This is a genomic window from Paenibacillus sp. LjRoot56, assembly GCF_964253335.1.
Lineage (GTDB): Bacteria > Bacillota > Bacilli > Paenibacillales > NBRC-103111 > Paenibacillus_E > Paenibacillus_E allorhizoplanae.
Window position 1 is genome coordinate 853,770 of sequence record NZ_CAXURV020000003.1, and the last position, 23,678, is coordinate 877,447.

General features: G+C 44.7%; 16 protein-coding genes. 1 reads left to right on the forward strand and 15 read right to left on the reverse strand.

The features are described from left to right. Window positions 1–344 precede the first annotated feature (344 nt). Window positions 345–1,286, reverse strand: coding sequence for a DMT family transporter (locus ACSQ8O_RS22955; RefSeq protein WP_436243493.1), 942 nt, complete (start codon window positions 1,284–1,286; stop codon window positions 345–347). 157 nt (window positions 1,287–1,443) lie between these two features. Here ACSQ8O_RS22955 and ACSQ8O_RS22960 point away from each other — a divergent pair, with 157 nt between their 5' ends. Beyond that, window positions 1,444–2,802 carry a PLP-dependent aminotransferase family protein gene (locus tag ACSQ8O_RS22960; protein ID WP_436243494.1) on the forward strand — a complete coding sequence of 453 codons (1,359 nt, stop codon included), beginning with the start codon at window positions 1,444–1,446 and terminating at the stop codon, window positions 2,800–2,802. Window positions 2,803–2,877: 75 nt separating this feature from the next. On the opposite strand, the gene ACSQ8O_RS22965 is transcribed toward ACSQ8O_RS22960, so the two are convergent. The 14 genes from ACSQ8O_RS22965 to ACSQ8O_RS23030 form a co-directional block, all read right to left on the reverse strand. After that, entirely contained in the window at window positions 2,878–4,929 is a 2,052-nt protein-coding gene (locus ACSQ8O_RS22965) for a CBM96 family carbohydrate-binding protein (protein ID WP_436243495.1), read from the reverse strand. Window positions 4,930–4,990: 61 nt separating this feature from the next. After that, window positions 4,991–5,662 carry a hypothetical protein gene (locus ACSQ8O_RS22970; RefSeq protein ID WP_436243496.1) on the reverse strand — a complete coding sequence of 224 codons (672 nt, stop codon included), beginning with the start codon at window positions 5,660–5,662 and terminating at the stop codon, window positions 4,991–4,993. Between the two features lie 40 nt (window positions 5,663–5,702). Continuing rightward, a complete protein-coding gene (locus tag ACSQ8O_RS22975) occupies window positions 5,703–7,586 on the reverse strand; it encodes a heparinase II/III domain-containing protein (RefSeq protein ID WP_436243497.1) in 1,884 nt (627 codons plus the stop codon). A gap of 105 nt (window positions 7,587–7,691) precedes the next feature. Next, window positions 7,692–9,329, reverse strand: a complete 1,638-nt coding sequence (locus ACSQ8O_RS22980; RefSeq protein ID WP_436243498.1) for a hypothetical protein — start codon at window positions 9,327–9,329, stop codon at window positions 7,692–7,694. Window positions 9,330–9,386: 57 nt separating this feature from the next. Continuing rightward, window positions 9,387–10,274 (reverse strand): carbohydrate ABC transporter permease, encoded by an 888-nt coding sequence (locus tag ACSQ8O_RS22985; protein WP_056623546.1) that lies wholly within the window; start codon window positions 10,272–10,274, stop codon window positions 9,387–9,389. 12 nt (window positions 10,275–10,286) lie between these two features. After that, a complete protein-coding gene (locus ACSQ8O_RS22990) occupies window positions 10,287–11,255 on the reverse strand; it encodes an ABC transporter permease (RefSeq protein WP_436243499.1) in 969 nt (322 codons plus the stop codon). Window positions 11,256–11,500: 245 nt separating this feature from the next. Then, window positions 11,501–13,786, reverse strand: coding sequence for a helix-turn-helix domain-containing protein (locus tag ACSQ8O_RS22995; protein WP_436243500.1), 2,286 nt, complete (start codon window positions 13,784–13,786; stop codon window positions 11,501–11,503). Between the two features lie 714 nt (window positions 13,787–14,500). Continuing rightward, a complete protein-coding gene (locus ACSQ8O_RS23000; RefSeq protein WP_436243501.1) occupies window positions 14,501–16,057 on the reverse strand; it encodes an extracellular solute-binding protein in 1,557 nt (518 codons plus the stop codon). A gap of 75 nt (window positions 16,058–16,132) precedes the next feature. Further along, window positions 16,133–17,008: a carbohydrate ABC transporter permease gene (locus tag ACSQ8O_RS23005; protein ID WP_056623537.1), complete on the reverse strand. Its 876-nt coding sequence runs from the start codon at window positions 17,006–17,008 to the stop codon at window positions 16,133–16,135. A gap of 12 nt (window positions 17,009–17,020) precedes the next feature. After that, window positions 17,021–17,986 carry an ABC transporter permease gene (locus tag ACSQ8O_RS23010; protein ID WP_436243502.1) on the reverse strand — a complete coding sequence of 322 codons (966 nt, stop codon included), beginning with the start codon at window positions 17,984–17,986 and terminating at the stop codon, window positions 17,021–17,023. A 213-nt stretch (window positions 17,987–18,199) separates the two neighbouring features. Then, window positions 18,200–19,486, reverse strand: a complete 1,287-nt coding sequence (locus ACSQ8O_RS23015; protein ID WP_436243503.1) for an FAD-dependent oxidoreductase — start codon at window positions 19,484–19,486, stop codon at window positions 18,200–18,202. Window positions 19,487–19,501: 15 nt separating this feature from the next. Then, complete coding sequence (locus ACSQ8O_RS23020; protein WP_436243504.1) at window positions 19,502–20,764, reverse strand: hypothetical protein; 1,263 nt, start codon at window positions 20,762–20,764, stop codon at window positions 19,502–19,504. Between the two features lie 108 nt (window positions 20,765–20,872). Beyond that, the gene (locus ACSQ8O_RS23025; RefSeq protein WP_436243505.1) at window positions 20,873–21,712 is read right to left on the reverse strand and encodes a helix-turn-helix domain-containing protein; all 840 of its coding nucleotides are present in this window, start codon (window positions 21,710–21,712) and stop codon (window positions 20,873–20,875) included. A 74-nt stretch (window positions 21,713–21,786) separates the two neighbouring features. Then, the gene (locus ACSQ8O_RS23030; protein WP_436243506.1) at window positions 21,787–23,664 is read right to left on the reverse strand and encodes a cache domain-containing sensor histidine kinase; all 1,878 of its coding nucleotides are present in this window, start codon (window positions 23,662–23,664) and stop codon (window positions 21,787–21,789) included. Window positions 23,665–23,678 lie beyond the last annotated feature (14 nt).

A 23,678-nucleotide genomic window follows, 5' to 3' on the forward strand; every position in this document is an offset into this window, starting at 1 on the left:
GAAAGCTTAATTGCTCATTTGAAGCTAGCGAGATTTTGCAATCTCTTTTATAGTCGATTACTCGACTGTGCTTACTCACTCGTTGTTCAGTTTTCAAAGATCAATTTCTTTCATTCGCTACCGTGTTACCGAAGCAGCGAAAAGTAATATACCATTTTCATTTTTTATTTGCAAGCTTTTTTTGAAATTCTTTTTTAATTCTTTTTCGTTGCCAGCCTGTCTGTCTTGCGGCCGAAGTGATAATATAGCATGGAAGGCAAACACATGGCAATGTTTTATTTTTCCAATTACAAATTTGTTTATTCGCATCAGCCGCCACCAGTTATAGCTCCGATGTTTTGCAATTAAACAGATCTCTTCAACTTACGAATTTCCTTGGTACGTCCACTATAGTATTGGGTACCGAGTACGCCAACAATGATTAATACGGAGCCAATCACATGATACCGGGTTACTTCCTCTTCTAGGAATAACGCTCCTGCGGCAATTGTAACCAGAGTGGAAAGATTCGTGAAGACGCTCATTTGGGAAGCTTCGATTTTGGACAAGACATACGTCGACGCCAGAGCCGTTACCAGAGAAGACACCAAGCCCAAGAATAGAATAGACACGATAAAGAGTGGATGAGACAAAGGCGTTAGTAAACTCTCGAAAGATCCTAACTTCCTATGTGTAAGCAAAGAGGAGATTAGAAACACTACAAATCCTGTGCTCAGCATCAAGTAACTGATTTCAGACGGACTAAATTGTTTGGATAAGGAGCGTGCCATTACGCTGTATCCCGCAAATGAAACACTAGTGAGAATTAACAAGGAGATTCCTGTTATATTAGAGATGTCTAACTCAGCTCCCTTCATTAGAAAGATAAATACAACACCGAACACCGAGAAAAATATCGCGAGCTTCTGAATCCGATTGGTGGATTCTTTCAAAAAGATCGATGCGCACAACATAGTGACGATAGGTGTAAATGCGTAGAGGATCCCCGCCTCAGCGGCCGTTGCGTGCTGTAAACCATATGCTTGTAGGGTGAAGAAGCCCAGTGGATACATGGATGAGAGTAAAAGTGCTTTACCAATAGGCTTGCCGCGATAACGCAATTTTACGATTCCCAAAGCAACTGGCAGCGATATTCCAAGAAACGATACGGCAAATCGGTACATCAGTGTATCGAGGGGTTGCGCGTAGTCCAGCGCTATTTTGGCAAACAAAAAAGAGATACCGATGATGACTGCATTGAGTACAGCTAGTAAATAAGCAAGTTTTAGACCGTTGTGGGATTTCATCTCTCCAACTCCTTATCAAAATAGAATAAGTTTAGTCTTATAGCTGACTGAAACATTCTCTGATATCAGCATAAGTCGGTAAGCCATGCGCAGCAATCCTTTTACACAGCAACTGTACCGGTACAATTTTAAGATGAAGATCGGAGATTCAACGCCCATGTATAAATATTTGCTTATTGTGAATGACATTGAACAGCAACTCGAACAGGGGCAATTTAAAGCTGGACAGAAGCTTCCTTCTATTAGAGACCTCTCCCTTCAGTATGCTTGCAACAAGAGCACGGTGATTCGTGCTTTTACCCTTCTGGAAAGTCGCCATCTCATTTATTCGATCCCACAAAGCGGCTATTACGCAGTTCAACAACGAGGAGCAAGTCTGCAGCTACCTGAAAATAGGGTCTTTGACTTCTCCTCTGCTGCACCAGATCCCGAGCTGTTTCCTTACTTGGACTTTAAACATTGTGTGGATAAAGCTTTTGATATGTACAAAAATGAATTGTTTATTTACGGTACACCGCAAGGCTTGCCCTCGTTATTGCGGCTTCTATGTAAGCATTTGGCTAACTACCAGGTATTCACGAAGCCTGAACACATTCATATCACTTCTGGTGTGCAGCAGGCCCTCGCCATCTTGGCATTGATGCCTTTTCCGAACAAAAAGCGCGGAATTCTGATGGAGCAGCCTAGCTATCACTTATTTATCCAATTAGTCGAAAGCTATCAGCTACCAGTACATGGAATTCGTCGGTCACCTCAAGGTGATATCGACTTAAATCACTTAGAACATCTCTTCCGTACGGAGGATATAAAGTTCTTCTATACGATGCCGCGTTTTCATAACCCGCTTGGGTGCTCCTACTCTGAGCACACGAAGAAAGCAATTGCCAAGCTAGCCATACGATACGATGTGTATATTGTTGAAGATGATTATTTGGCAGATCTTGAGCTTGATTCGAAATCAGATCCGATCTACACCTATGATTCTTCTCATGTCATTTATTTAAAAAGCTATGCTAAAATCCTGTTTCCCGGGTTAAGGGTCGGAGTTGCCGTTCTCCCACCTGTTCTGAGTGATGTATTCCGTATGTTCAAAAAGGTTTCCGATATCGACAGCCCCATGCTTTCACAAGCAGCCTTGGAGATTTATATTCAGAGCGGCATGTTTGAACGGCGTAAACATGCCATCAGGGATGCCTATTCAAGACGGTTACAACAGTTGCATCGATCTCTTCATACCTATAATGAGGATAGCTATATTGTAGCTTCCCCAAGCCAATCCGGTGTACACACGCATATCGTGCTCCATCCTCATTTGCCGATTCCGGTTTTGTTGGAAAGATTGCAAAAGAAGCAAGTGTTGATTCAGAACCTTACTTCAAATTATTTGCCTAGTTTTGAACCGCTGCAGCTCATGAATCTGAGCATCACACGCGTATCAGAAGAGCGCATAGACAGGGGCGTAAGCCTCATAGCCAATGAGATCAAACACCTATTGAAACAGGGTCGGCGGGTCTAAAAAAGGTAAAAGCTGAGCACCGGACACCGCGTCAATTCCTGACGACACTGTTCCAAACACTCAGCCCTTATGTGATTATGGTGTTATCGTTAACTTAGGTCGATCCGTGCTTGTGATGCTCTCACTTGATGCAAAAGAGACATTCCCATTTGAATTTACTGCTGACGTGCTGTATACGCGGATGGAGAGCTTTTTGCCAGTAGACATCGCCGCTTGTACCTGAGAAGTTACATTAATGGTAATCGGCGTACCAGCAACGATCGTATACGTACCTAATACGGTGCTGGAAGAAGGCTTCGTATCCCAAGTGATGCCACCTTCTGTCCAGCTGTTGTCGCTAACGAGTGCCACCTCGTTTTGGATGCCGCTCATTGCAGCTGTGATTGGCTTTAATGTGATCGTTGCGTTAGAGACGGTACCGCTATAACTGTTAAAATCAAATTTAAAATAACCATCCCGTCTGTAGCTGGTTAAGTCGTTCTTCGTATCAACCGTAACAGCCGTTGTTCCAGCTTGATTCGTTGTGGCGTAAGTGCCATCTCTCACATTCGCATCATCTACAGCTATCCATGTATTAGGGGTAGTCAGGACGACACCAGCACCATTGTACGCACCGCGATTCGGTGCAGTCGACGATGAGACAGTATTACCCCAGTAGTCCTTGCCTCCATTGCTGCTGATTAGGACCCCAGAGGACAAGGCAGGCGAACCTGTTCCCAGCTTATAGCCATTCACTGTGCTTAAACCGATACCACCACTGCCTGCCCCTGCGAGGAGCGGATCTGTCGTTAATTTATGAGCATCACTTGGCTCACTTGCCGGGTGGTTACCATAGAAAACATTGTAATCATACACGTCATTCGCTTTGACGGAATAGCCGCCGCTACCTGCGTTGTAGACGATGTTATTTTTAAAATAGATCGGATTGCTTCCGGCTAGCCCAGTTGTAATGCTCGTGCTTAAACCGGAACCAATATAGAAGGTATTGTTATAGATTTGGCTATTCAACGGCGTGTAGCCGCTATTGAATTGGAAAATACGCGCGCGGTCATTCTGGGAAATATTATAGCGAACAATCATATTGTCGTTACGAATTGATCCATTCCCCATGACGAGCAGAAAGCCACCCTCATTATCATGACTATAATTGTACTGTACCGTACAGCCAGTCAAGTTAAAGTCACAGTCAAAGCCTTGGCCGTCATTCGTTGTTTTGGTATTGTAGGCTTCGTTATATTGCATGACAGGACTGGTACTGTTAATCGCCCAAATGGCAACGTCGAAATTAGTATCCCGTGCATGGGCTTTGTTTACAACGTTATATTGAATCAAACCATTGATGGAAGCCCGCATGACGATCCCATCTCCGCCGATATCATTCAGAGTATTGTTGCTGATGACAAGATTCGTGTAGGGCTCGAAGTTGCCTGCCCCGTCATTGTTACCCCATGAGCTGCCATTGCTTATTCCCGTGCGATCTGTGCGCTCAATCGTATTGCCATCAATAAGAACGTCGTTCCATTTTGTTCTTACAGCGGTTCCCGACACGGTCACAAAGATACCGCCGGTCACTTTTAGCGCATCAGTATTCGTTCCAGTGACATCGTGGATATACATATTTCGGATGTAAAAATGATTGTAGGTTCCCACATCGTGTGCTTCAACCTTGACCCCGTATCGGTCACCTGCCGAAGTGGAAGTGTTCGTTACTTCCAAATTATTGAGTTCCCAATACTGCTGATTGTAAAAATACACCGTGCCCCCGGTTAATCCATTCCCATTAATAATCGGTTTATTACCTGTGCCGTATTTATCAATGATGATGGGGGACCCAGAAGCTCCAGACCCTAGCGGGTGCAATTGTCCCGTCCATACGGAGCCTGATTTAAAAAGGATTTTATCCCCTGGCAGAAAGGTCGTGCTGTTGACTTTGGTTAACGTTTGCCATGCTGCCCCCGTACTCAGCCCATTGTTACTATCACTGCCTCCAGCCGAATCGACATAGTAGGTCGTATTGTTCGCATACGTTGTGGTCGTTAATGCAGGCATGGATACTACGACCGTCAATAGGAGTGTAAAAATTAGGCCGACCGATAGGCACAATCGAAATGCCTTTGATATTCTCATTAATCATTCTCCTCTATCTTGGAATATAAGCGCTTACATGTATAAACCTAAATCAGACGGCTTATTGCAGCATCATTTCATGATAAATGTGGTCCACAAGCTTCACTTGTGCAGCATCCATCAATTGCTTCACTTTCTTTGCGTAACTTGCGTCCTGCGCGCGTTGCTTTTGATCATCCGTTAAGCCATTTCTGGCGCTGTCACCTCCCTTCGGTGCTGTCTCTTCTTTAAATACCGCTTGCACTTTCAATACCAAATTGGAAAAGAGATAGGTGTAATAACCGCGCTCGTCATACTGCTTAGGACCATAGATAACTTGGTTATTCTTAATGGCTTTTTCCCTTCGCTGATTTTCCATAGCCCAATTCTCGAGAAAAGTTGTATAACTAAGGTCATTCACAAGGCTGTATTGCAGGGCTAAAAGCTGTTGAACTTTGACCTCTTTCAATCGGTCTAAGGCTAGTTGCTTCGCTTTCTCGATAGGCACTTCCCCTTGAAAGCTCGTTGTCCAGAAAGAGGCTGAGTCATCCGCATTATAGTTTTTCTTGAAGTAGCCAGCAGTCTGAGCCTTCGCATCATTCAAGAACAGCTGAAACTCGCGCTCATCTATCGGTACATCATTGATATAAGCGACAGTGGCGTACGAGGGACCCGCTAACGAATGATTCTGCCACTCGGTGCAGCCTGTAGCCACAAAGATAAATAGTAATAAGACAAGCTTGATAGGCTTCATAATCCACCTCCTCTTTGAACGCTTTTGGATTTGTCAATTCCTACTGCTCCGTCATTCGAAACACCCAATTACCTTGTTGTACCGCATGACGAAGTTTAAGTTGGATGCGATACAGGCTGTCGCCCCACACCCGCGTCAAGCTTTCGTCTGTTATCGTAATGTGTTCAAACACGGCCTCCCATTGCTCATTGTCATACTGAAGCAGTAGCTGATTCTGATCGCTATCCTGCAAACGGATGCTGCCCTGGTCTAGAAGTTGGGGAAGTTGACTGGACATCATATAAAGCAGCACTTGATCGGTAGGCTCGAAAAGCAAGCACGATTCCCGTAGTTCAATGGCTGGGTTCAGCCCTCTTTGCAGCGTTAGGCTTCGATGCCAGCTTCGCACACCCGCTTCAACCGGATAGGCACTGGCTAGCTCTAAACCGAAACGAACAGTGTCCTCGCTGTTCTCATAATTTACGCCCTCCGCGCGGAAGGAACGGCCTTCCTTTTGCTCAAAACCATTAATAACCGGAACACTGTGATAGCCAGACTGCATCGTCCAAATCTCATATCTCTGAGGACTGAATGTCTTCTGGGTATAGGTCTCCACCCCAATATCAATCAAAAACGGCTTTCCATGCACATAAACCACGAAATGACCGATGTCATTATGATTATGGCTTTCGTCATTGTGACCACCTTTGATTGCAACAAACAGGCCTTGCGATGAGCCTGCCGATTCTCTTGCAGCCATCACTTGCAGATTCGGAAGCCATACATCTTGGACGAGAGGGGGTGCCAGCGCTGTCTCCTTATGAATACTTGCATAGCTAAGCAGGCTGATCATTTCTTGGAAAAAGGAAATCCCCTTCCCTCTTCGATCCGTCACCTGATAGGCGCGGAAGCCAATCTGCCCCAATGCGCGCAGCTGATCATCCTGGATTCGCGAACCGTATAAGTGGATCATGCTGTAATCTTGTGAAGCAATCGCGGAGCCATCCGCAAAGTTTACATAGTAATGACCGTCAATGTTCATGTTGTAGACGAATTGCCCAAGCTTTCTAATTATGGGTTGATCGTAAACCTGCAGGGCTCCACTCGATGCTCTGTACAATAGCTCAAGATTGACCAAGAGCATCCCAGCTGCTCTAGCCCAGTACGTTGAACCTTCATCACAGCCACCATCTTCGAATTGCACCTCTAAGTATCGATCCAAACTGCGCAGCACCTTGTCAAAAAGCATTGATTTCCGTTCTGGCTCCATATCCATCAGTAGTAAGACAGTCAACATATTCGCATTGCACCATGGGTTCCAGTTGTTAACTTCTCGTTCGCCAAAGCCCATCCACCAGAAATCAGATCGATCGGTGTATGGGGCAATTATGCGGCGTTCCAGCTCCAATTGGATGCGCGCGCGAATTAGAGGAGAAAGGGCATCTAACGGGGTCTTTAGCAAATGAGACGTCCACGCCAACAGCGCTGCAGTTTCACCAGCAGAGAGATCAAACAAAGGCTCCTTCACATCCGAAAGCAGCTCACCCGGCTGAAGGGATAAATAATGATGGGCCGGAGCGCACCACGTCGTCTGCTCACAGAGGAGCCAAATGATGTTCGTGATCTCCCGAAGGAAGCGGCCCTTGGCTTCGATGCATTCTGCGATCAGGAGTGTGCAAAGCGCATTTCGTCTTTCTGTTTCAACGGAATCGTACGGCTTACGGCTCCCCTCTTCAAAATAGGCCATAAATGCGGTCGCACGCAAAGATGGCCATTCATATCCAAGGCAGGACTCTGCTTGCGTCAGCCAAGCTTGCTGTAAGTCCGTGGGCAAGTTGGCCCAAGCCTCGCGATCATCGCGTGCTGGGAAGATGCGTCCCGCCATGCTTTTGCCTAAAATATGAGTTTCCACATTGGAAATGGTAATGAAATCTGTCAGCTTCATGTCGCTATGCTCCTCCTTGTTGGGGTAAAGAAAAGACTGCCTCATTTGCAGTTTGGCTACGAATGTGACAGTCTTCAAATTCAGAGAATTGGTTTCATATATGAACTATTTAATGACTTCGGTGTACTGCTTCTCAATCTCATTAGCACCGGCTGATCGTGCCTTTTTGACATAGTCATCAAAGGAATCAACGGTTTGCTCGCCTGTAATAATTTTGATGTAGTTTTCCGTCGTCAGCTTCTGTAAATCAGCTGTGTACTTGCCAGAAGCCTCTACGCTTGGAAGATAAGATGGCGGCGTGCCTGTTCCTTTCACTTTATCTGCAACGGCAAATTTGGCTTTGAACAACTGCTTCACCACATCCGGATTGTTCGTAACCATCCCAAAGGTACCCACACCGCGTTGTGCTGTTTCAGTTGGATTTTTGAGTTTGGAAGCGACAGAGCCGTCTGCGTTAATGACATAATCCTTGTCTTTGACACCGTAGTTAGCCAACATGTAATAGTCCTTATCAGTGACCAGTGTATCGAGCATTTTTAAAATTGTGTCCAATTTTCTAGGATCCTTCGCAGCATTCTTCGTGATCACAAGTGATTCATTGTTATAGCCCCAAATGTTCGCACCATACGCTTTGCCATCAGGCCCTTTGATGGCTTTACCGAATGACCATGTTTCCTCATATTTGGCATCTGGCTTCACTTTCAAGAATTCTTGATAAACCGGTCCACCTTTATCTCCTTCTGTAAGAGGGGGTGTCCAGTGGTAGTACATAACGTTACCCGTCACGCCAACACGATTGTTAATAAAAGCATGAGAAGTCGCCCAGTACCCTCCCTTATTCTCACCAGTTACAAACTCAGGATCGATGACGCCGTCTTTGTACCATTTGGCCAGCAGCTTAAGGCCTTCTTTCATTTCTGGTTGAATGGCATCCATCGTCACTTTATTATCCTTCACGGTATACCAAAGGGCTGAGTAAGGTGTTGTGCCTTTGATGACATCCGTCGGGATCGGTCCGAAGGCACCAAGCACCGTTTGCATCGCCGTACTGGAGAGGCCGTACGTGTCTTTTTTGCCATTTTTATCTGGATCATTATTCGTAAACTTGTAAATCGCATCCTCAAACTCAGCTAATGTTTCAGGCACTTTGGTGATGCCAACATTTTTGAGCCAATCCGTACGCCATACGAGGCTGGTCGGGTAGGTGCCATCTAAATTGAAAGCAGACAACCCATAGTTTTTGCCTTTATACGTGCTGGAACGGAAGGCAGATCCTGCGGTGTCATTGTCCATGATTAATTTGTAGTAGTTAGGTGCCTTCTGCTTAATCGTATCTACCGGAATTTCCGCCGCTACCCCGCTGTCCACAAGTTTCGATAATTCAAAGCCCTTCAGCCTCAAAATATCCGGAATCTCTCCCGATGCCATGCGGACGTTGAACACTTCGCTATATTTCTGAGAATCCGCTGTCCAGACATTGATTTTCGCATTAAAGCGTTTGGATACTTCCTGCAAGACTTCGGAGTTCGGATCTGGGGCAACATCGTTGATGTTATAGCCTGCCCATTCGATTGTGACCGGTGTTTCACTCTTAGCTGCTGCTGTTGCCGTTGCACCTGTAGCTGCGGGTGCTGGGGTACTTGTCGTACTGCTCTCTGTGCCGCTGCTGCATGCTGCCAAACTCCCTACTAATAAAGCTGCGCTCACCAAGCTGCCTACATGACGAATTGCTTTTCGCTTCATTTTTTGACCCTCCTAGACATATATGTTAGTGAACCATCCCCTGTGAGGGGGCTGGGGTTAACCTTTCAATGAGCCAATCATGACGCCTTTGACGAAATATTTTTGCAGGAACGGGTAAACAACAAGCAGAGGAATCAGAGATACCATGAGTGCAGCCATTTTCATCGTGTCGGTGTTGGCGTAAATTGTATTCGCTGCCTCAACTGCCTGTGGCTCGGAGCCTTCAAACATTATCTTGCGCAACACAAGCTGCAGGACCGCCTTCTTCGAATCCTTGAGATAAATCATGGCGTTAAACCATTCATTCCAATGGTAGACCATCGTCCATAGACCCACTGTAGCGAGGATTGGGATGGAAATCGGCAATATGATGCGCGTTAAAATAACGAACTCATTCGCCCCATCAATACGGGCTGACTCTTGAATCTCCTCCGGGAGGGACATAAAGTAATTGCGGATAATCAGCATGGTAAAGGTATTGATTGCGACAGGCAGCACAAGCGCCCATACGCTGTTATAGAGACCGACGCCTTTGACAATCAAGTATGTCGGGATCAAGCCCCCGCTGAAAAACATCGTAAATACCATAAAAATCGTCCAAAACTTGCGATGTACCAAATTCTTTTTAGACAAGGGATAGGCCGCTAGAATCATTAGGGTCATGGAGACGACAATACCTAGAATGACGCGAACGATTGTATTCTGGTACCCGGTCCAGATTTGCTGATATGCTAGAATTTTGCGATAACCATCCCAATCGAATTTCAGCGGAATCAAATGAATCCCGTAGCTGCTCACGACTTCTGGCGGACTCATCGACACCGTGACCACCTGCATGAAGGGAATAATCGTCAGCACACTTAGCAAGATGAGCGTTGTATAGACAATCGTATCTACCAAGATATCCTCAAGGGTTCGTTTCTTTTTCTTGCGTTGTGCTGCCATTTCGGAAATCACCTACCATAGGGAATAGTCATTCGTTTTCTTGGCTACATAATTGGTGAGAAGAATTAAGACAAAGGCAATGATATTTTTGAACAAACCGACAGTTGTTGCGAAACTGTAATCGCCTTTCACAAGCCCAACCTGATACGTATAGGTGGAAATAACATCTCCAACCGAGAGGACAGAGGCATTCAGCAAGTTATAAATTTGATCAAAATCGTCATTAATGATGCCGCCTACCGCGAAAATGAACATGATGGTTACGACCGGCATGATGGATGGCATCGTGATGTTCCATATTTTCCGGAGACGACCCGCCCCATCCATATCCGCTGCATCATACAGCTCAGGATCTACACTTGTGATCGCAGCCAGATAGATAATCGTTGACCAACCTACTTCCTTCCATATGGAGGAGAGGACTAGGATGGACCGAAAGTAGGTCTCACTCGTCACAAAAAGAATCGGTTTATGGCCAAATTCCATGATGATGGCATTGATCAAACCTCGTGTTGGTGACAGAAATTCGATCACGATACCGCCGAGAATTACCCAGGAAATGAAATGCGGTAAATAGGTGATGGTCTGAACGGCTTTTTTAAAAAATACAAGGCGAACTTCATTCAGAATGAGGCAGAGAATGATCGGCGCCGGAAAGCCAAAAATCAATTTATACGTGGAGATGATAAGGGTATTCTTCAGTACAGGTAAGAAATATAGACCCGTGAATAGCTCCTTAAAATGATCTAGCCCTACCCATTCACTGCCTGCAACGCCCTTTAGTGGATAGTAATTCTGAAAAGCAATAACAATCCCATATAAGGGGGCGTAGTGGAAAACGAGGTAGTAGGCGATCACGGGTATTAACATAAAGAAAAAGTATTTTTGTTTCCAATACAGCTTGATTGCACGTTCTTTATTGAGCTGCGGCTGCACATGCTCTTTAACTTCCCGTGCTGCGATAATTGCGTTACTTTCCATGCCATGCCTCCTGTTCCGAAATCTTGTGTGCGATTTGATGCCCTTATCGTACGGCCTATGCGGGGAGATCGACAACGCCCAATAACTTTACGGAAGTGCTGTTTTTTTTACTTCTTGTTGCGAAACGTGGATGAAGGCTCTGGTTATGCGGTTGCATAACAGATATTTTTACCTGTGTTGTTTTTTTGCTTTGGTGGGAAAGAAAAAGCTGCCATGCATAATGCATCGCAGCTCTCTTGGGGAGACTAGCTTTCGAGGCTATCTCGATAGCTCTTGGGTGTACATCCGAAGTTCTCTTTGAACACATTCGCAAAATAACGAGGGCTCGTATAGCCGAGCTTCGCTGCAATCTCTTTTATCGATAAGTCCGTTTCTCTGAGGAGGCTTTCGGCGTGTTTCATTTTGATCCCAGCCAAATGCTCGGAGAAATTCGATCCCATGACCGATTTGTAAATTCGACTCACATAGCTGGAATTCATATGAATGCCCTCACTTAAGGAAGATAGGGAAATTTCGTTGTAGATATTTTGCTCAATGTAGGCAAGGATCTGACGTTCTAGTGCGGTACCTGGGTCATCGTCGGTCACATTGGTGGTGTGGTACTCCATAATTTGCACAGCTACACCGGTGAGCCAGTCCGTTAAATCAGCAACATTGTCCATTTTCCGGCCATAATCCCGAATGTCATAACCAAGGAATCGCTCTAGATCGATATCCATTGAAATGGCGGTTGTCCGGATGATCGAAATCGCATCAAATACCGTATTGCGGCAATAATCAATATGATATCTGCCCGAAACAAGTGCTTTCCGCAATATATCTAGGATAGAGAACACCATCTCCTGATTCCTATTACGTACGGCGACTGATAGCTGCTCGATAATTTGCAGGCCACTGCCATGCTCTTTGCGTTGCGCAATTGCCAGATCTTCATACGCAATACATGACTCCGTTGGCATGATGAAGGCGTAATTCAAGCACTCGCATGCTTCTGTATAGGATTGTGCGATATTCGTGTAGGCGTGATCGTACTCATTTCCGAATCCGAGCACAAATTTCCCTTTCATCTGTTGGCTGATACTGCTGTGAATTTTCTCCTTATCCAAAGCATTGGAATAATTAAGTATCACAATAATATGGCCTGCGTTATCCATGGTCGAACAGAGCCAGTAATCACCAAGCTCTTCCACATGCTGCAGCATGCTGTACTGGATCATCATCTCGTTCTTCAGGCCTATCCCCTCAGTGCCAAAAACCTTGAGCGCCATACATGCCGTCTTCTCTCGGTCAAAATGCAACTCGAGCATCTTCTCCATATTCGCTACTTGCGGATCGGTTTGATCGAGGTCGCCTTGCAGCAGCCGCATGATGAACTTATCGCGAATAATTGGTTTATTTGTCTCCATTTGATGATTCAAATCAGTGATGGTATGGGACACACGATCAATCACCTGATGGAGCATCGCATATTCGTTCTTCGCGTGCTTCTCTTGACCGTCTGAGCTTCCCAGATTGCGAATGGTTTGAATGATGCTGCGCAGCGGCTTATTAGCCCAATGGGTCATATAGATCGAGAATAGCAAGCTGACAGTGAGTAGGATGATTGTTGTGATCAGTAAATAATGCTTGAGCTGCTTCGATTTTTGATACAGGGTATCGATCGAAATGACAGAGACATATTTCCAATTGTTATATTTGGACTTGGCGTAGGAAACGACACTTTGAACACCATCGACGGATGCTTCAAACGTACCTGATTCTGGATGTTGCAGGAGTGTTGTGACGTAGTCCTTCTGGCTGAAATTGTGACCAACCCATTGGCTGTCACTATGGACAAGTACTTTACCTGTCTCATCTACAATAAATAACACTTCACCATCTGTTGGAGAGGATTGAATGAGATTATGAATCGCGCTTTCTTTGATGTTGATGGCGACGACAGCTTGCCGATTCGCAAGGCTATCAATCAGTGGAATATTCGAAAGATAGGTGATGACCGACGTATTTGATGGTGTGGTTACACGAGGAGGCAGCCACCGATTCGGGGTGGTCATGGTACGCAGAACATTAATCCATGCTTCATCCAAGCTTTTGAGAGAGCCTGCCGAATCCAAATACGAACTATATTTATCATTAATATACACGTTCCCCGCTGTATACCACACTTCAACGGATTGCAAGAAGTTCAGCTTGTAAGGGATGTCCGTCAAAAAGTTGCTAACTTCAGCAATCTTGTAGCCATTGCCGCTAATATCGTGCGTGAGCGGATACGCGAGCACCTCATTGCTTGGAATATCCGAGAAATAAATATTCACTAAACGAATGACGCGATCTAGGATCGTTTCATCTACGGCATATTTCAGCTTATTGACATCTTGCGTACTCTGTCTATTGATTTCTTGATTATAGGCGGTAGAGAAATAATGAATATAAATGAGCTGAGGGGCTAATGAAAGGATGATCACGAGCAAGATGTTAAACAAGAGGATTCGTGAGTAGATGGTGCTCATCCTAGCTCGGATATTGAACATGGAACATCTCCTTGCAAGGTGGGATGGTTGAAAGGCTGGATGTGATGAGAGTAAGCGTAAAATTTATAAAGCGTTTTCACAAATCGCTTCTTCTACTATAGCATAAATTTGTGACTTGTCATGGGGGGAGGAAAAAAGCGAAGGAGAACAGGTAGGCATCTGCACAAACAACTGGTCACTCACCTACATATTATGAATCATGCATGATAAGTACCTACTTTTAAGGGAGTGGAATGAAACGATGAGTTTACAACAACTGCCTCCTCCGCCAGTATATACTCCTTCAAAAGCTTCTGGTTCGTATATGATCGATTGTGTGAATCAGTACACCTATGTATGGTTAAAAAATGGTGATAGTTTCTGGTTTTACCCGATTCGTGTAGAGTCCTTCGGAACATCAGGTTTTAGATGGACTGGATCATTTTGGTTGTATTATGGCATAGATTCACGGTTTATCGATACCGTAGTCTGTCCTCCTATTCCTACCCTCTATTGATCTCACGATAAAAACCGTCAGGAGAATCATTCCTGACGGTTTTTTTAGGTTCATATTTCCCAGGTATTTTCTAAAATACGCCGATTGGATGAAATTTACATGTAGGTTTTCCAGTTAATCGCTTCCAATTACAAAAAAAAGAAAATATGGCAATACTCCAATAACACATAGGAATATTGCCACACTCTACTGATATCATTCCACACTCTTACTTCTCATTATTTCTTAGCAGTTGCGTACCAATCATTTACTTCTTTGTAACTTGCGTCTCCGCCTGACGTTTTGAATTTCTGTTGGAAAGCTTCAATACCCGTCATCGGTTCAGCACCAAAGATAAGCTTGGTCGTATAGTCGCTTACCATCGTGTTAAGCTGTGCGAAGTTCTTCGAGAATTCAGGTAAGAATGGAGCAAAGCCTAACGGATCTGCAGCTCTCGTATTTGCTGGTTGAACAGTATTCATGAAATTCCAAGCATCGAACAAACGCATATCCTTACGAACACGGGCTTGCCAATACGTTTGATAGATTCTATCGTCTGTACCCGTTAAGAAGTTGTTGGCTTGATTTCGCTCATCCGTAAAAATCGGTTGAATTGGCGTATACGCACCATCTTTAAGTGTAAAATGTTTATTTTCTTCACCGATTGCCATCGTTCTGAACGTATCTTTCTCAAGCTTAGCGTTCATCCATTTGATCGCATCTTCCGGATGCTTGGAAGCTTTAGGAATATAAGTAATACGATCGAAGCCTGCTGAAGCACTTAGACCTGTTTTTCCATCTTTCCCTTTTAACGTTGGAATAAAAGCAGCTTTAGCGGTAGGAATATTTTTGACCAATGCATCTGTTACGACAGGGACATCCGCCCAGTGAAGCATGATCATGCCTGCTTTACCGCTTGAGAATTTTTCTTTGGCAGTAGCATCTTTATTGGCTGCGAACTCTTTGTCGAGCAAACCTTGTTTAAAGAGATCCGAAACATACGTTACATAGTCTTTGTAAGCAGGGTCTAGCAATCGTGGCGTCAGCTTACCATTTACATCATTCCAAAAATTCGGTACACCAAAAGCACCGGCAATGTTAGGAATAATTGGAGCTTCACCCTTTACCGTTAAAGGAATATTCTTGTCACCGTTTCCGCCAGGATCTTTCTCTTTGAAGGCTTTAAGAACAGCCGTTAGCTCGTCTGTCGTTGTTGGCGCTTTCATTCCTACTTTTTCAAGCCAGTCTTGACGAATGTACAAACTTTCACCTGCAAATGAGAGCGTTGTTGTTGGGATCGCATAAAGTTTCCCATCTATTTTGGCAGCTTCTAATGCAGAAGGGGCAATGGCCGCTTTAATGTTCGGTCCAAATTTGTCAATCAACGGACCCAAGTCAGTTAAAGCACCTTTTTTGGCATAATCCGCATATAACGCTTTGAAGTCTGTTGATCCGCCTGTCGTAATAGCATCATAAGATTCCCCAGACGCAATCAAGATATTCAACTTGTCCGCCGGCTTGTCCTGTGGCAGCATATCATATTGCACTTTATATCCTGTTGCTTGTTCCAAGTATTTTGCAACTGGATACGTATTATAGTCATCCTTTTGCCATACTTGAAGCGATTTCAATTCTGGTTTAGGTCCAGCAGAAGCAGTAGCTGCGGCTGTTGTACTAGCTGGGGCTGCTGTGCTGCTTCCTGTATCCGTGCTTTTGGAAGAGCAAGCGACAAGAGATGTTACTGATAAGCTTGCTGCAACAGCTACTAGCATCATTTTTTTGTTATTTTTTAACATGTGTAAACCTCCCTAGTCTTCTGTTTAATATATCATTAAACCCTTGATGCTCGCATCATAGGCGTTAATGCAGATTTACCCTTTTACAGATCCAATAAGTACACCTTTGACAAAATGCTTTTGTAAATACGGATAAACAAGCAACATCGGTATGATTGAAGCGATGACGGTCGCAGCTCGAATGCCTTCCGCTGATACGTTCATCATATCGTCAACGCTCTTGTTCACAGCACTGGAGCTATCTGCATCCATGACAATATCTCGCAAGTAGAGCTGTAATGGCTTAAGACCTGCGTCATTAATGTAAAGCATGGGATGAAAATAATCGTTCCAGAAGTAAACCGCATAGAAAAGAGCAATCGTTGCGATGACAGGCACGCTTAACGGTAGAACAATTTTCCAAAGAATCGTGAAATTGCGAGCGCCATCCATTTTGGCAGACTCTTCAAGCGACTCTGGCAATGATTCATAGTAACTTTTGATTACAAGCATATTGAACACACTAATCAGTGCAGGCAGCATCAGCGACCATAAGCTATTGATTAAATGTAGTTTCTTCATCAGTAAGTAATTTGGAATAATACCACCATTAAACATCATCGTGAATATGAACAGCACCATAATAAAAGAAATACCGGGCAGATGCCTTTTGGACAATGGATAAGCTGTTAAAGCTGTCACCAGAATCGCAATCACTGTTCCTACAACCGTAATTAGGAGCGATATCCCAATGGAATGGAGGAATTGGCTGGACGACACCACATATTTCATCGTATCTAACTGGAAGCCGACTGGGATAATGCCAACTTTACCGGAAACTACAGCTGATTCTTCACTAATTGCTTTGGATAAAATATTCGCTAGTGGCAGCAAAGTAGCTAAGCCGCACAGGAGTAAAACAAGATAAATACAAATGTCAAAAGTCCAATCACTCAGTGTTTTCTTATGCATGCTCTGCCCCCCCTACCATATGCTTCGCTTGATCAGCTTTTTGCTAAGTTCATTACCTGCAACGATCAAGATAAACCCAACAAGAGAGTTGAACAACCCGACTGCTGTACTAAAACTATAATCTTGTTGACCGAGCCCTTGACGATAGACGAAAGTCCCGATCACATCACCTGATTGATACACGACAGAATTGTACATCGTTAATATTTGCTCCGTACCCGCTTCAAGCAAGTAACCCATACGTAAAATCAAGATCAAAACGATGGTTGGTACAATGCCTGGCAACGTAATGTGAAGCATTTGTCTAATGCGGCCTGCACCATCAATGGATGCAGCTTCATACTGTTCCTGCTCAATACCTGCAATGGCTGCGATAAAAATAATGGCGTTCCAGCCTGATTCTTTCCAACCTGCGGTGAATACGATTACACTTCGGAAGAATTGATTGTCCAGGAAGAAGGAAATCGGTGTCCCTCCGAACCACTCAATCACATTGTTCACTAGACCGCCTGATGGGGACAGGATATTAATAAATAACCCTGATATGATGACCCATGATAAGAAATGTGGTAGAAAGATAATTGTTTGAATCGTCTTCTTGAAAAAAGCCTTCCGAACCTCATTTAAGAAAAGTGCAATGATGATCGGTATCGGAAAAAGAAGCACAATTTTGTAAACACTGATCAACAAGGTATTCACGAAAACCTGATAAAACTCTTCGGAGTGGATCAGCTTCTCGAATTGATCCAGACCTACAAACTTACTTCCCATAAACCCATCGAAAATATTGAAGTCTTGAAATGCGATGATAATCCCATACATAGGCGCATATTTGAATATAAGCAAAAATAGTATCCCTGGGATTAATAAAAGGTATAAATCATAATTAGTGACAATCAGCTTCCAACGGCCGCTACCTTTGATCTTCGGCTTGGCGTGAGCTGTTTTTCGTTCAGCCTCTGTTAGTGTAACACTCATGAATGGCTCACCTCCGTGTTCTTATAGGTCAATTATATAGGTCGCCAAAGTGGACTTGTAGATGGTAATATTTCTGTTTCTGGTGCAATCTTATGATGTTTAGCAAAAAAAAGCCGACCTCTTGACCGAAGAGGCGGCTTGTCTTATGACGATTATAGGGTTAATATATGGTAATAAAAGGATATTTATAGATTGTTATCCAGTTATTGCATATTAGTGATGTGACACTTGCCCTTGCTTATAAAAGACAACATCCTGACTGCTCAGCGCGCTATGAAGCGTTTCGATCGAAACGTCCTGGACAGAGCAGGCATCGTCTGTGGCGATGGATGCCGCGATTCCAGCCGCTTGCCCTAGAGCGTAGCAAGTCGCCTGTACCCGCATGGAGGACATCGCTACATGCGTGGCTGAAATCGACCGTCCCGCTACCAGCAGGTTATCTAGTTGCTCTGTCACCATGCATCGGTAGGGAATGTCATAGCCATCGACCTTCCGCTCATCCGTCGTTTTTTGTCCATCGGGACTATGAATATCGATTTCGTAGTTCGTTTGTGCGACCACATCCGCAAAGCGTGTTCCGCGCACGACGTCTTGCTCCGTTAGTGTGTAGAGACCTTGAATCTGATTGGTCTCCCTGACGCCGACTTGATTCGCGATATGCGAGAGCGCGTAGGTTTCAAATCCGTTGCGCTGTAAGTAATTGACGACGGAAAATACCTGTCTCAATGCCTCAGTCTCCGCGTAGTTGACGTCTTCAATTTTCGCCCCATTGCCTTTGACACGTGTCATATTCACAAGCAATGTTCCGTCATTGTTTCGTTCCCAATATAAGCGTCGGCCTTGCGGCAGATCCGATATTTCATCATATCGATAGCAGCCTTCAGGCAAAATTTGGGCTACTGGCTTTCCTGTATTTTGCATCATAAACATCAATGTCATGGGTTGAGTCAGGCCATCTTCGTCACGTCCCGACGTATAAGGTACACCCGCATCTAATGCGGCTCTTGCATCTCCCGTACAGTCGATGAACTGCTTGCCTTCGAAAGCTTTCAAACCCTCACGCGTCGATACGATGACAGCCTTCACGCTTCTGTCTTCCTTCACCGTGCCGATAAACTCCGCATGATAAATGACCTGTACGCCTTCCTTCTTCATTTTCTCATTTAAGTATTGTCTCAGTATGAAAGGCGAATATTGCGGGGCAATCGACACATCGTGATCTTTCGGCAAATGGTCGGCCAGTGCTTCGGCAATCATCTCCCGGTAAATACCTGTTACGTTACCAATCGGCATAAAAATACTGACGTTTCCGAGCGTCCCCATACCGCCTAATTGGCCCGATTTTTCCAGCAAAGTGACTTTCTTCCCTAGTCTCGCTGCGCTAATGGCAGCTGCCGTTCCAGCAGGTCCACCGCCAATAACAACGACATCAGCTGAATCGTACGTTTCGATCTGTCTTTGAAAATCATAAGTTTGAGTTGGTTGGTTGCTCATTGTCATCCTTCTTCCATTAAGTTATTGATTGCCAGCCTCTTGCTGTTTCGCCCATGCTTGGAAAATTTTCTCCCGCTCTGCCAACTCTACATCTGCAACCTGCCTTACATAATCCAGATCTTCACCGAACAATTCTGGCGTCCACTTGCGACCGAACGCGGCATGCGTCACTTCGTCTGCCCAGTCGTAATCCTGGAACCGCTCCATCAATGGGTGCTTGGCTTCGTCACGACAGAATTCGTACTCCGCAATTTTGCCAGGGCGCCGCATCGCCTTTTCCTCAAAACCAATACTTAAGAGCGCATATCGCTGTGCCGGAAGCTTCTCGATGAGTGGATCATAGCCGCCCACGTATTGACGTAACGACATCCAATCAATGCCCTCTGCCTCGAGCGCCGCTTGACCGAACAACGCGTGCCGCACTTCATCCCACAGATGCCGCGCCAAATCCTCGTAAAACTCCCATGGCATAAGCTTCTGGTCATAAATGACGCTCGCCAGATTCTCCACCGCGGACATTTCCTCTTGTCTGGCCTTCATCATTCCGATTAGTCGAATTTTCAATGGATCCTCAGGCAAGTTCGGCACGGCCGTACGTCCCATGGTAGGTGTTCCCATCTTCTTAGCATCACGAATGGCTTGTTTCGGCATCTCATAAACGTTGCCGGACCGCCATCGGGCAGGGACATGTGTGGAAGTGCCCTGTTCGCCGCTAATACCCCCAGCTGCATCCAAATATCCTGTGATTCTGCTTTCGAATTCCGCCGCTAGCTCCAAGGACTCCCCTTCTTGCTGCAACGTCTCAATCATGCCTTCACCCCAAGCGATCTGTTCACGTAAATCGGAGGAAAGTGCCTTGAGCAAGCGAACCGTCGGATAATCAACGAGCTGCTGTGTATCCGTCATATGTTGCGTAAACGCTTTCAGCAAAGCCCGTTTCACAACCCTGTACACTCCGACTAGCAGCTCCAGATCGCTTCGCGCATGAATCAACTCGTCAAAGAGCAAAGCAAGTGTGACGTTCGGCTGTTTTTGCAATAGCATAGGGGAGGTTCTTAGTTCCAGAATTCTTCGACGTAGGGAACCTGCCGCTTCTGCATCCTCATATAGATGCTTGCCTAGCGCAGCCTTCAAATGCCAATTCTCTCTCGCCGGAAGCTGTCCTGCTGCACAAAAGAACAATTGCTCATGGATGTACCTGTATCTACGCAGCAATTTCGAGTTCATCTCTACACTATATGTCCCTGTACCGAACGGATTGGCAATACCTGCATACGAGATCATATTGGCCTCCCTAAGCTTGAATGGATATGGTGTATGGCATCATTATAAGGCGAGATCGCATGATTTGGCTTTGTCAAAATTCTTAATAAATGTATCAAAACGTCTTTTTCATTGCTTATGTCTCCTATGGCTTGGCGGACATCCGAAGCGAAGTTTATACATTTTTGAAAAATGATGCACACTCGAGAACCCACAGCTATCGGCGATGTTTTGAAGCGGCATCGAGGTGCCTCGTAAAAGCTCCGTCGCATGTTCGAGCCTTAGTTTAAGCAAGTATTGATGAGGCGCCATATCGAATTGGTTTCGGAATAGCATGGAGAAATAGGAACGAGACATGAACGCTTTACGGGCCATTTCCTCTACCGAAAGCGGTTCAGATAACCTATACTGCATGTACGCGGGCACCCAGTTTAAGGAGATGGCGTTTTTATGTTCAGAGCTGTCTTGGGACGTATATTCTTTTAGTAACTCCAGAATAATTTCTGCGGCATACACATGCGCTTGAAGCCTGGCCAGTGTATGTTGACGGTTCCAGTGCTCGATAATTTGCAGAAAGACATCTGCCATCCACTCATTCCTAGAAGACTTAAACACAACAGGAACGGCAATATCAGCAAAAGTTGTTAAGTCTGGCTGCAAATTGACTAATTCAGGATGAGTGCCTCTCTCCAACGGCACAATCATAGGAAGTCGCTCTCCACCTCCAGATGAAAAGAGCTCGAAGTGGAGCGCCATGACCGTCAATGGCGACTCCGATTCGAGCTGATGAACAACACCAGGCTGAATCAAACTGAACTGCCCAGGCTTCAATAGATACGTATTCGCATCAATAGTTAATTGTGCTGAACCGTCTTGTACATAAAGCAACAAATAATCCGTTATGATTCTTGCATGCGTATTCCACTGTTTAAAATGCAACAGATCCGTATATCTAATATGTGGTCTCAAATCTTGATTTAGGATGGACTCCGTAACCAATCTTATCCTTCCTTTCGACGCTCGGCACAATGATAGTGGTGGTGCTAGTTGCTTGATTCTATGATTTGCCGTTGCAATTGAAATCTTGCTGTGATCGTGGTTCCTACCCCAAGCTGAGATTGGATGCTCAACCCGTAGGATTCACCCGAGAACAAACGAATTCGTTCATTCACGTTGTATAAGCCATAGGAGCTTCCAGAACCATCTGTTCGCATGGCCGGTCTAGGTTCTGTTAGCAAGGTTTGGGCAAAATCAGGATCCATACCAATGCCATCATCGGTAACGGACAGAAGCAGATCATCCCCTTCTATCGAAGCGCGAATCGTAATTTTACCTGTTTTCCCTTTTGATTTACGTATGCCGTGAAGTAGCGCATTTTCTACAATCGGTTGCAAAGTGAGCTTAGGAATGAGATACGATTCTAATGTAAGTCCTACTCTCGGGGTTTCATCCGATTCATCCTTCCCAGTTAGCTCGAACACGAACTCGAAGCTTTTGGGAAAACGCGTCTGCTGAATTTCTAAGTATACTTTCGCAAGTTCCAGCTCATCTGTAACCGTTACGACATCTTTCCCTTTATTCAAGCTAAGCCTAAAATAACGAGCAAGCCCGTCAATCATTTGGCTAATATCGTGCGCTTTATGTCCAATGGCAATCCAATTAATCGTATCCAATGTATTGTAGAGGAAATGGGGATTAATCTGCGCTTGCAGAGCTCGTAACTGCGCCTCACGCTCTTGCACCTTGGATCTATAGGTTTCCTCCATTAAATCTTTCACGCGATGGATGAGATGATCCACACTTTTTTCTAGGAGATTAAAATCACCATCTGATGAGACAGACCTTTCTTCCAGGCCAGCCACACCTTCGCGTTTAATGGCTTTAATAACCGTCTGAACGCGTCGATTCATCCCTCGTACGATAAAGGCTAATAAAATGAAAACGAGGATCAGGAATAGTATCGTCACCCCTGTTAACGTAGCTACACTCGAAAATTGATTTAACGAGGTAGCCCGTGAGTTGATGCCCTTCTTCGGAACCTCAGCTACAAGCTTCCAACCGGTGGCGTCTACTGTGGTGTAAACGACATATTGTTGCGTATCATTCTCAACAATTGGCGATACACCTTCCTTATTTGCTTCAATAACCTGTAGAACCGATTTCGATTCTAACTTAGTCCCTAGTAAGGATTTATCGTTGTGAAACACAATGGAGCCATCCGGAGCAACAATAAAGACACTCTGGTCTTTGTTCAGTGAGATGCCTGCGACGATATTTTCGAGCGTCTTCGCTTCTACGTCTAGGGATAAGTATCCGGATACACTGTCGAAATGATTTGGGTCTCTTAGGAGGCGAATGCCTGAGAATATGAATTTGGTATCCTCAGGATTTTCAATAAACTTTTCCTCATAAACACCTGTCCAAACGAGATGACCGCTAGCATTCTTTACTTTCTCATACCAAGGACGTGTCATGAGCGTTTCAATTGTGAAAAAATTTACTTTCTCATGAGAAAATAGCTTTTTCTCATCTACATATAGTCGAACACGAAACACATTCGTATTGGTCTGGATATTATCAATTAATAACCGCATTTCTTTTAATGCATCAATTTGTTCGCTGTAGGAGGACGAGTTATTTAAATACTCCACTAGCTTAAGATTCGTAAACAACGAATTCGACGTATCCCGCAAGTTATTGAACTGATGATCCAAATTAATTTCGGCCTGTTTCAATGTTTGAAGCATCGAACGCGTCACTTCTTCTTCCAAGATGTGCGAGTATCGCTGGGAATAGGCATATAGAAAAATGGAAGCAGGTATGATAATCAACACCGCATAGGCGATCAGCCAAAGCCTTGCTGCAAGAACGCTTTTGAAAATCATCGTAATAAACGTCCAGCTTCTGTTCTTGACATGCATGATGGGCCCTTCTC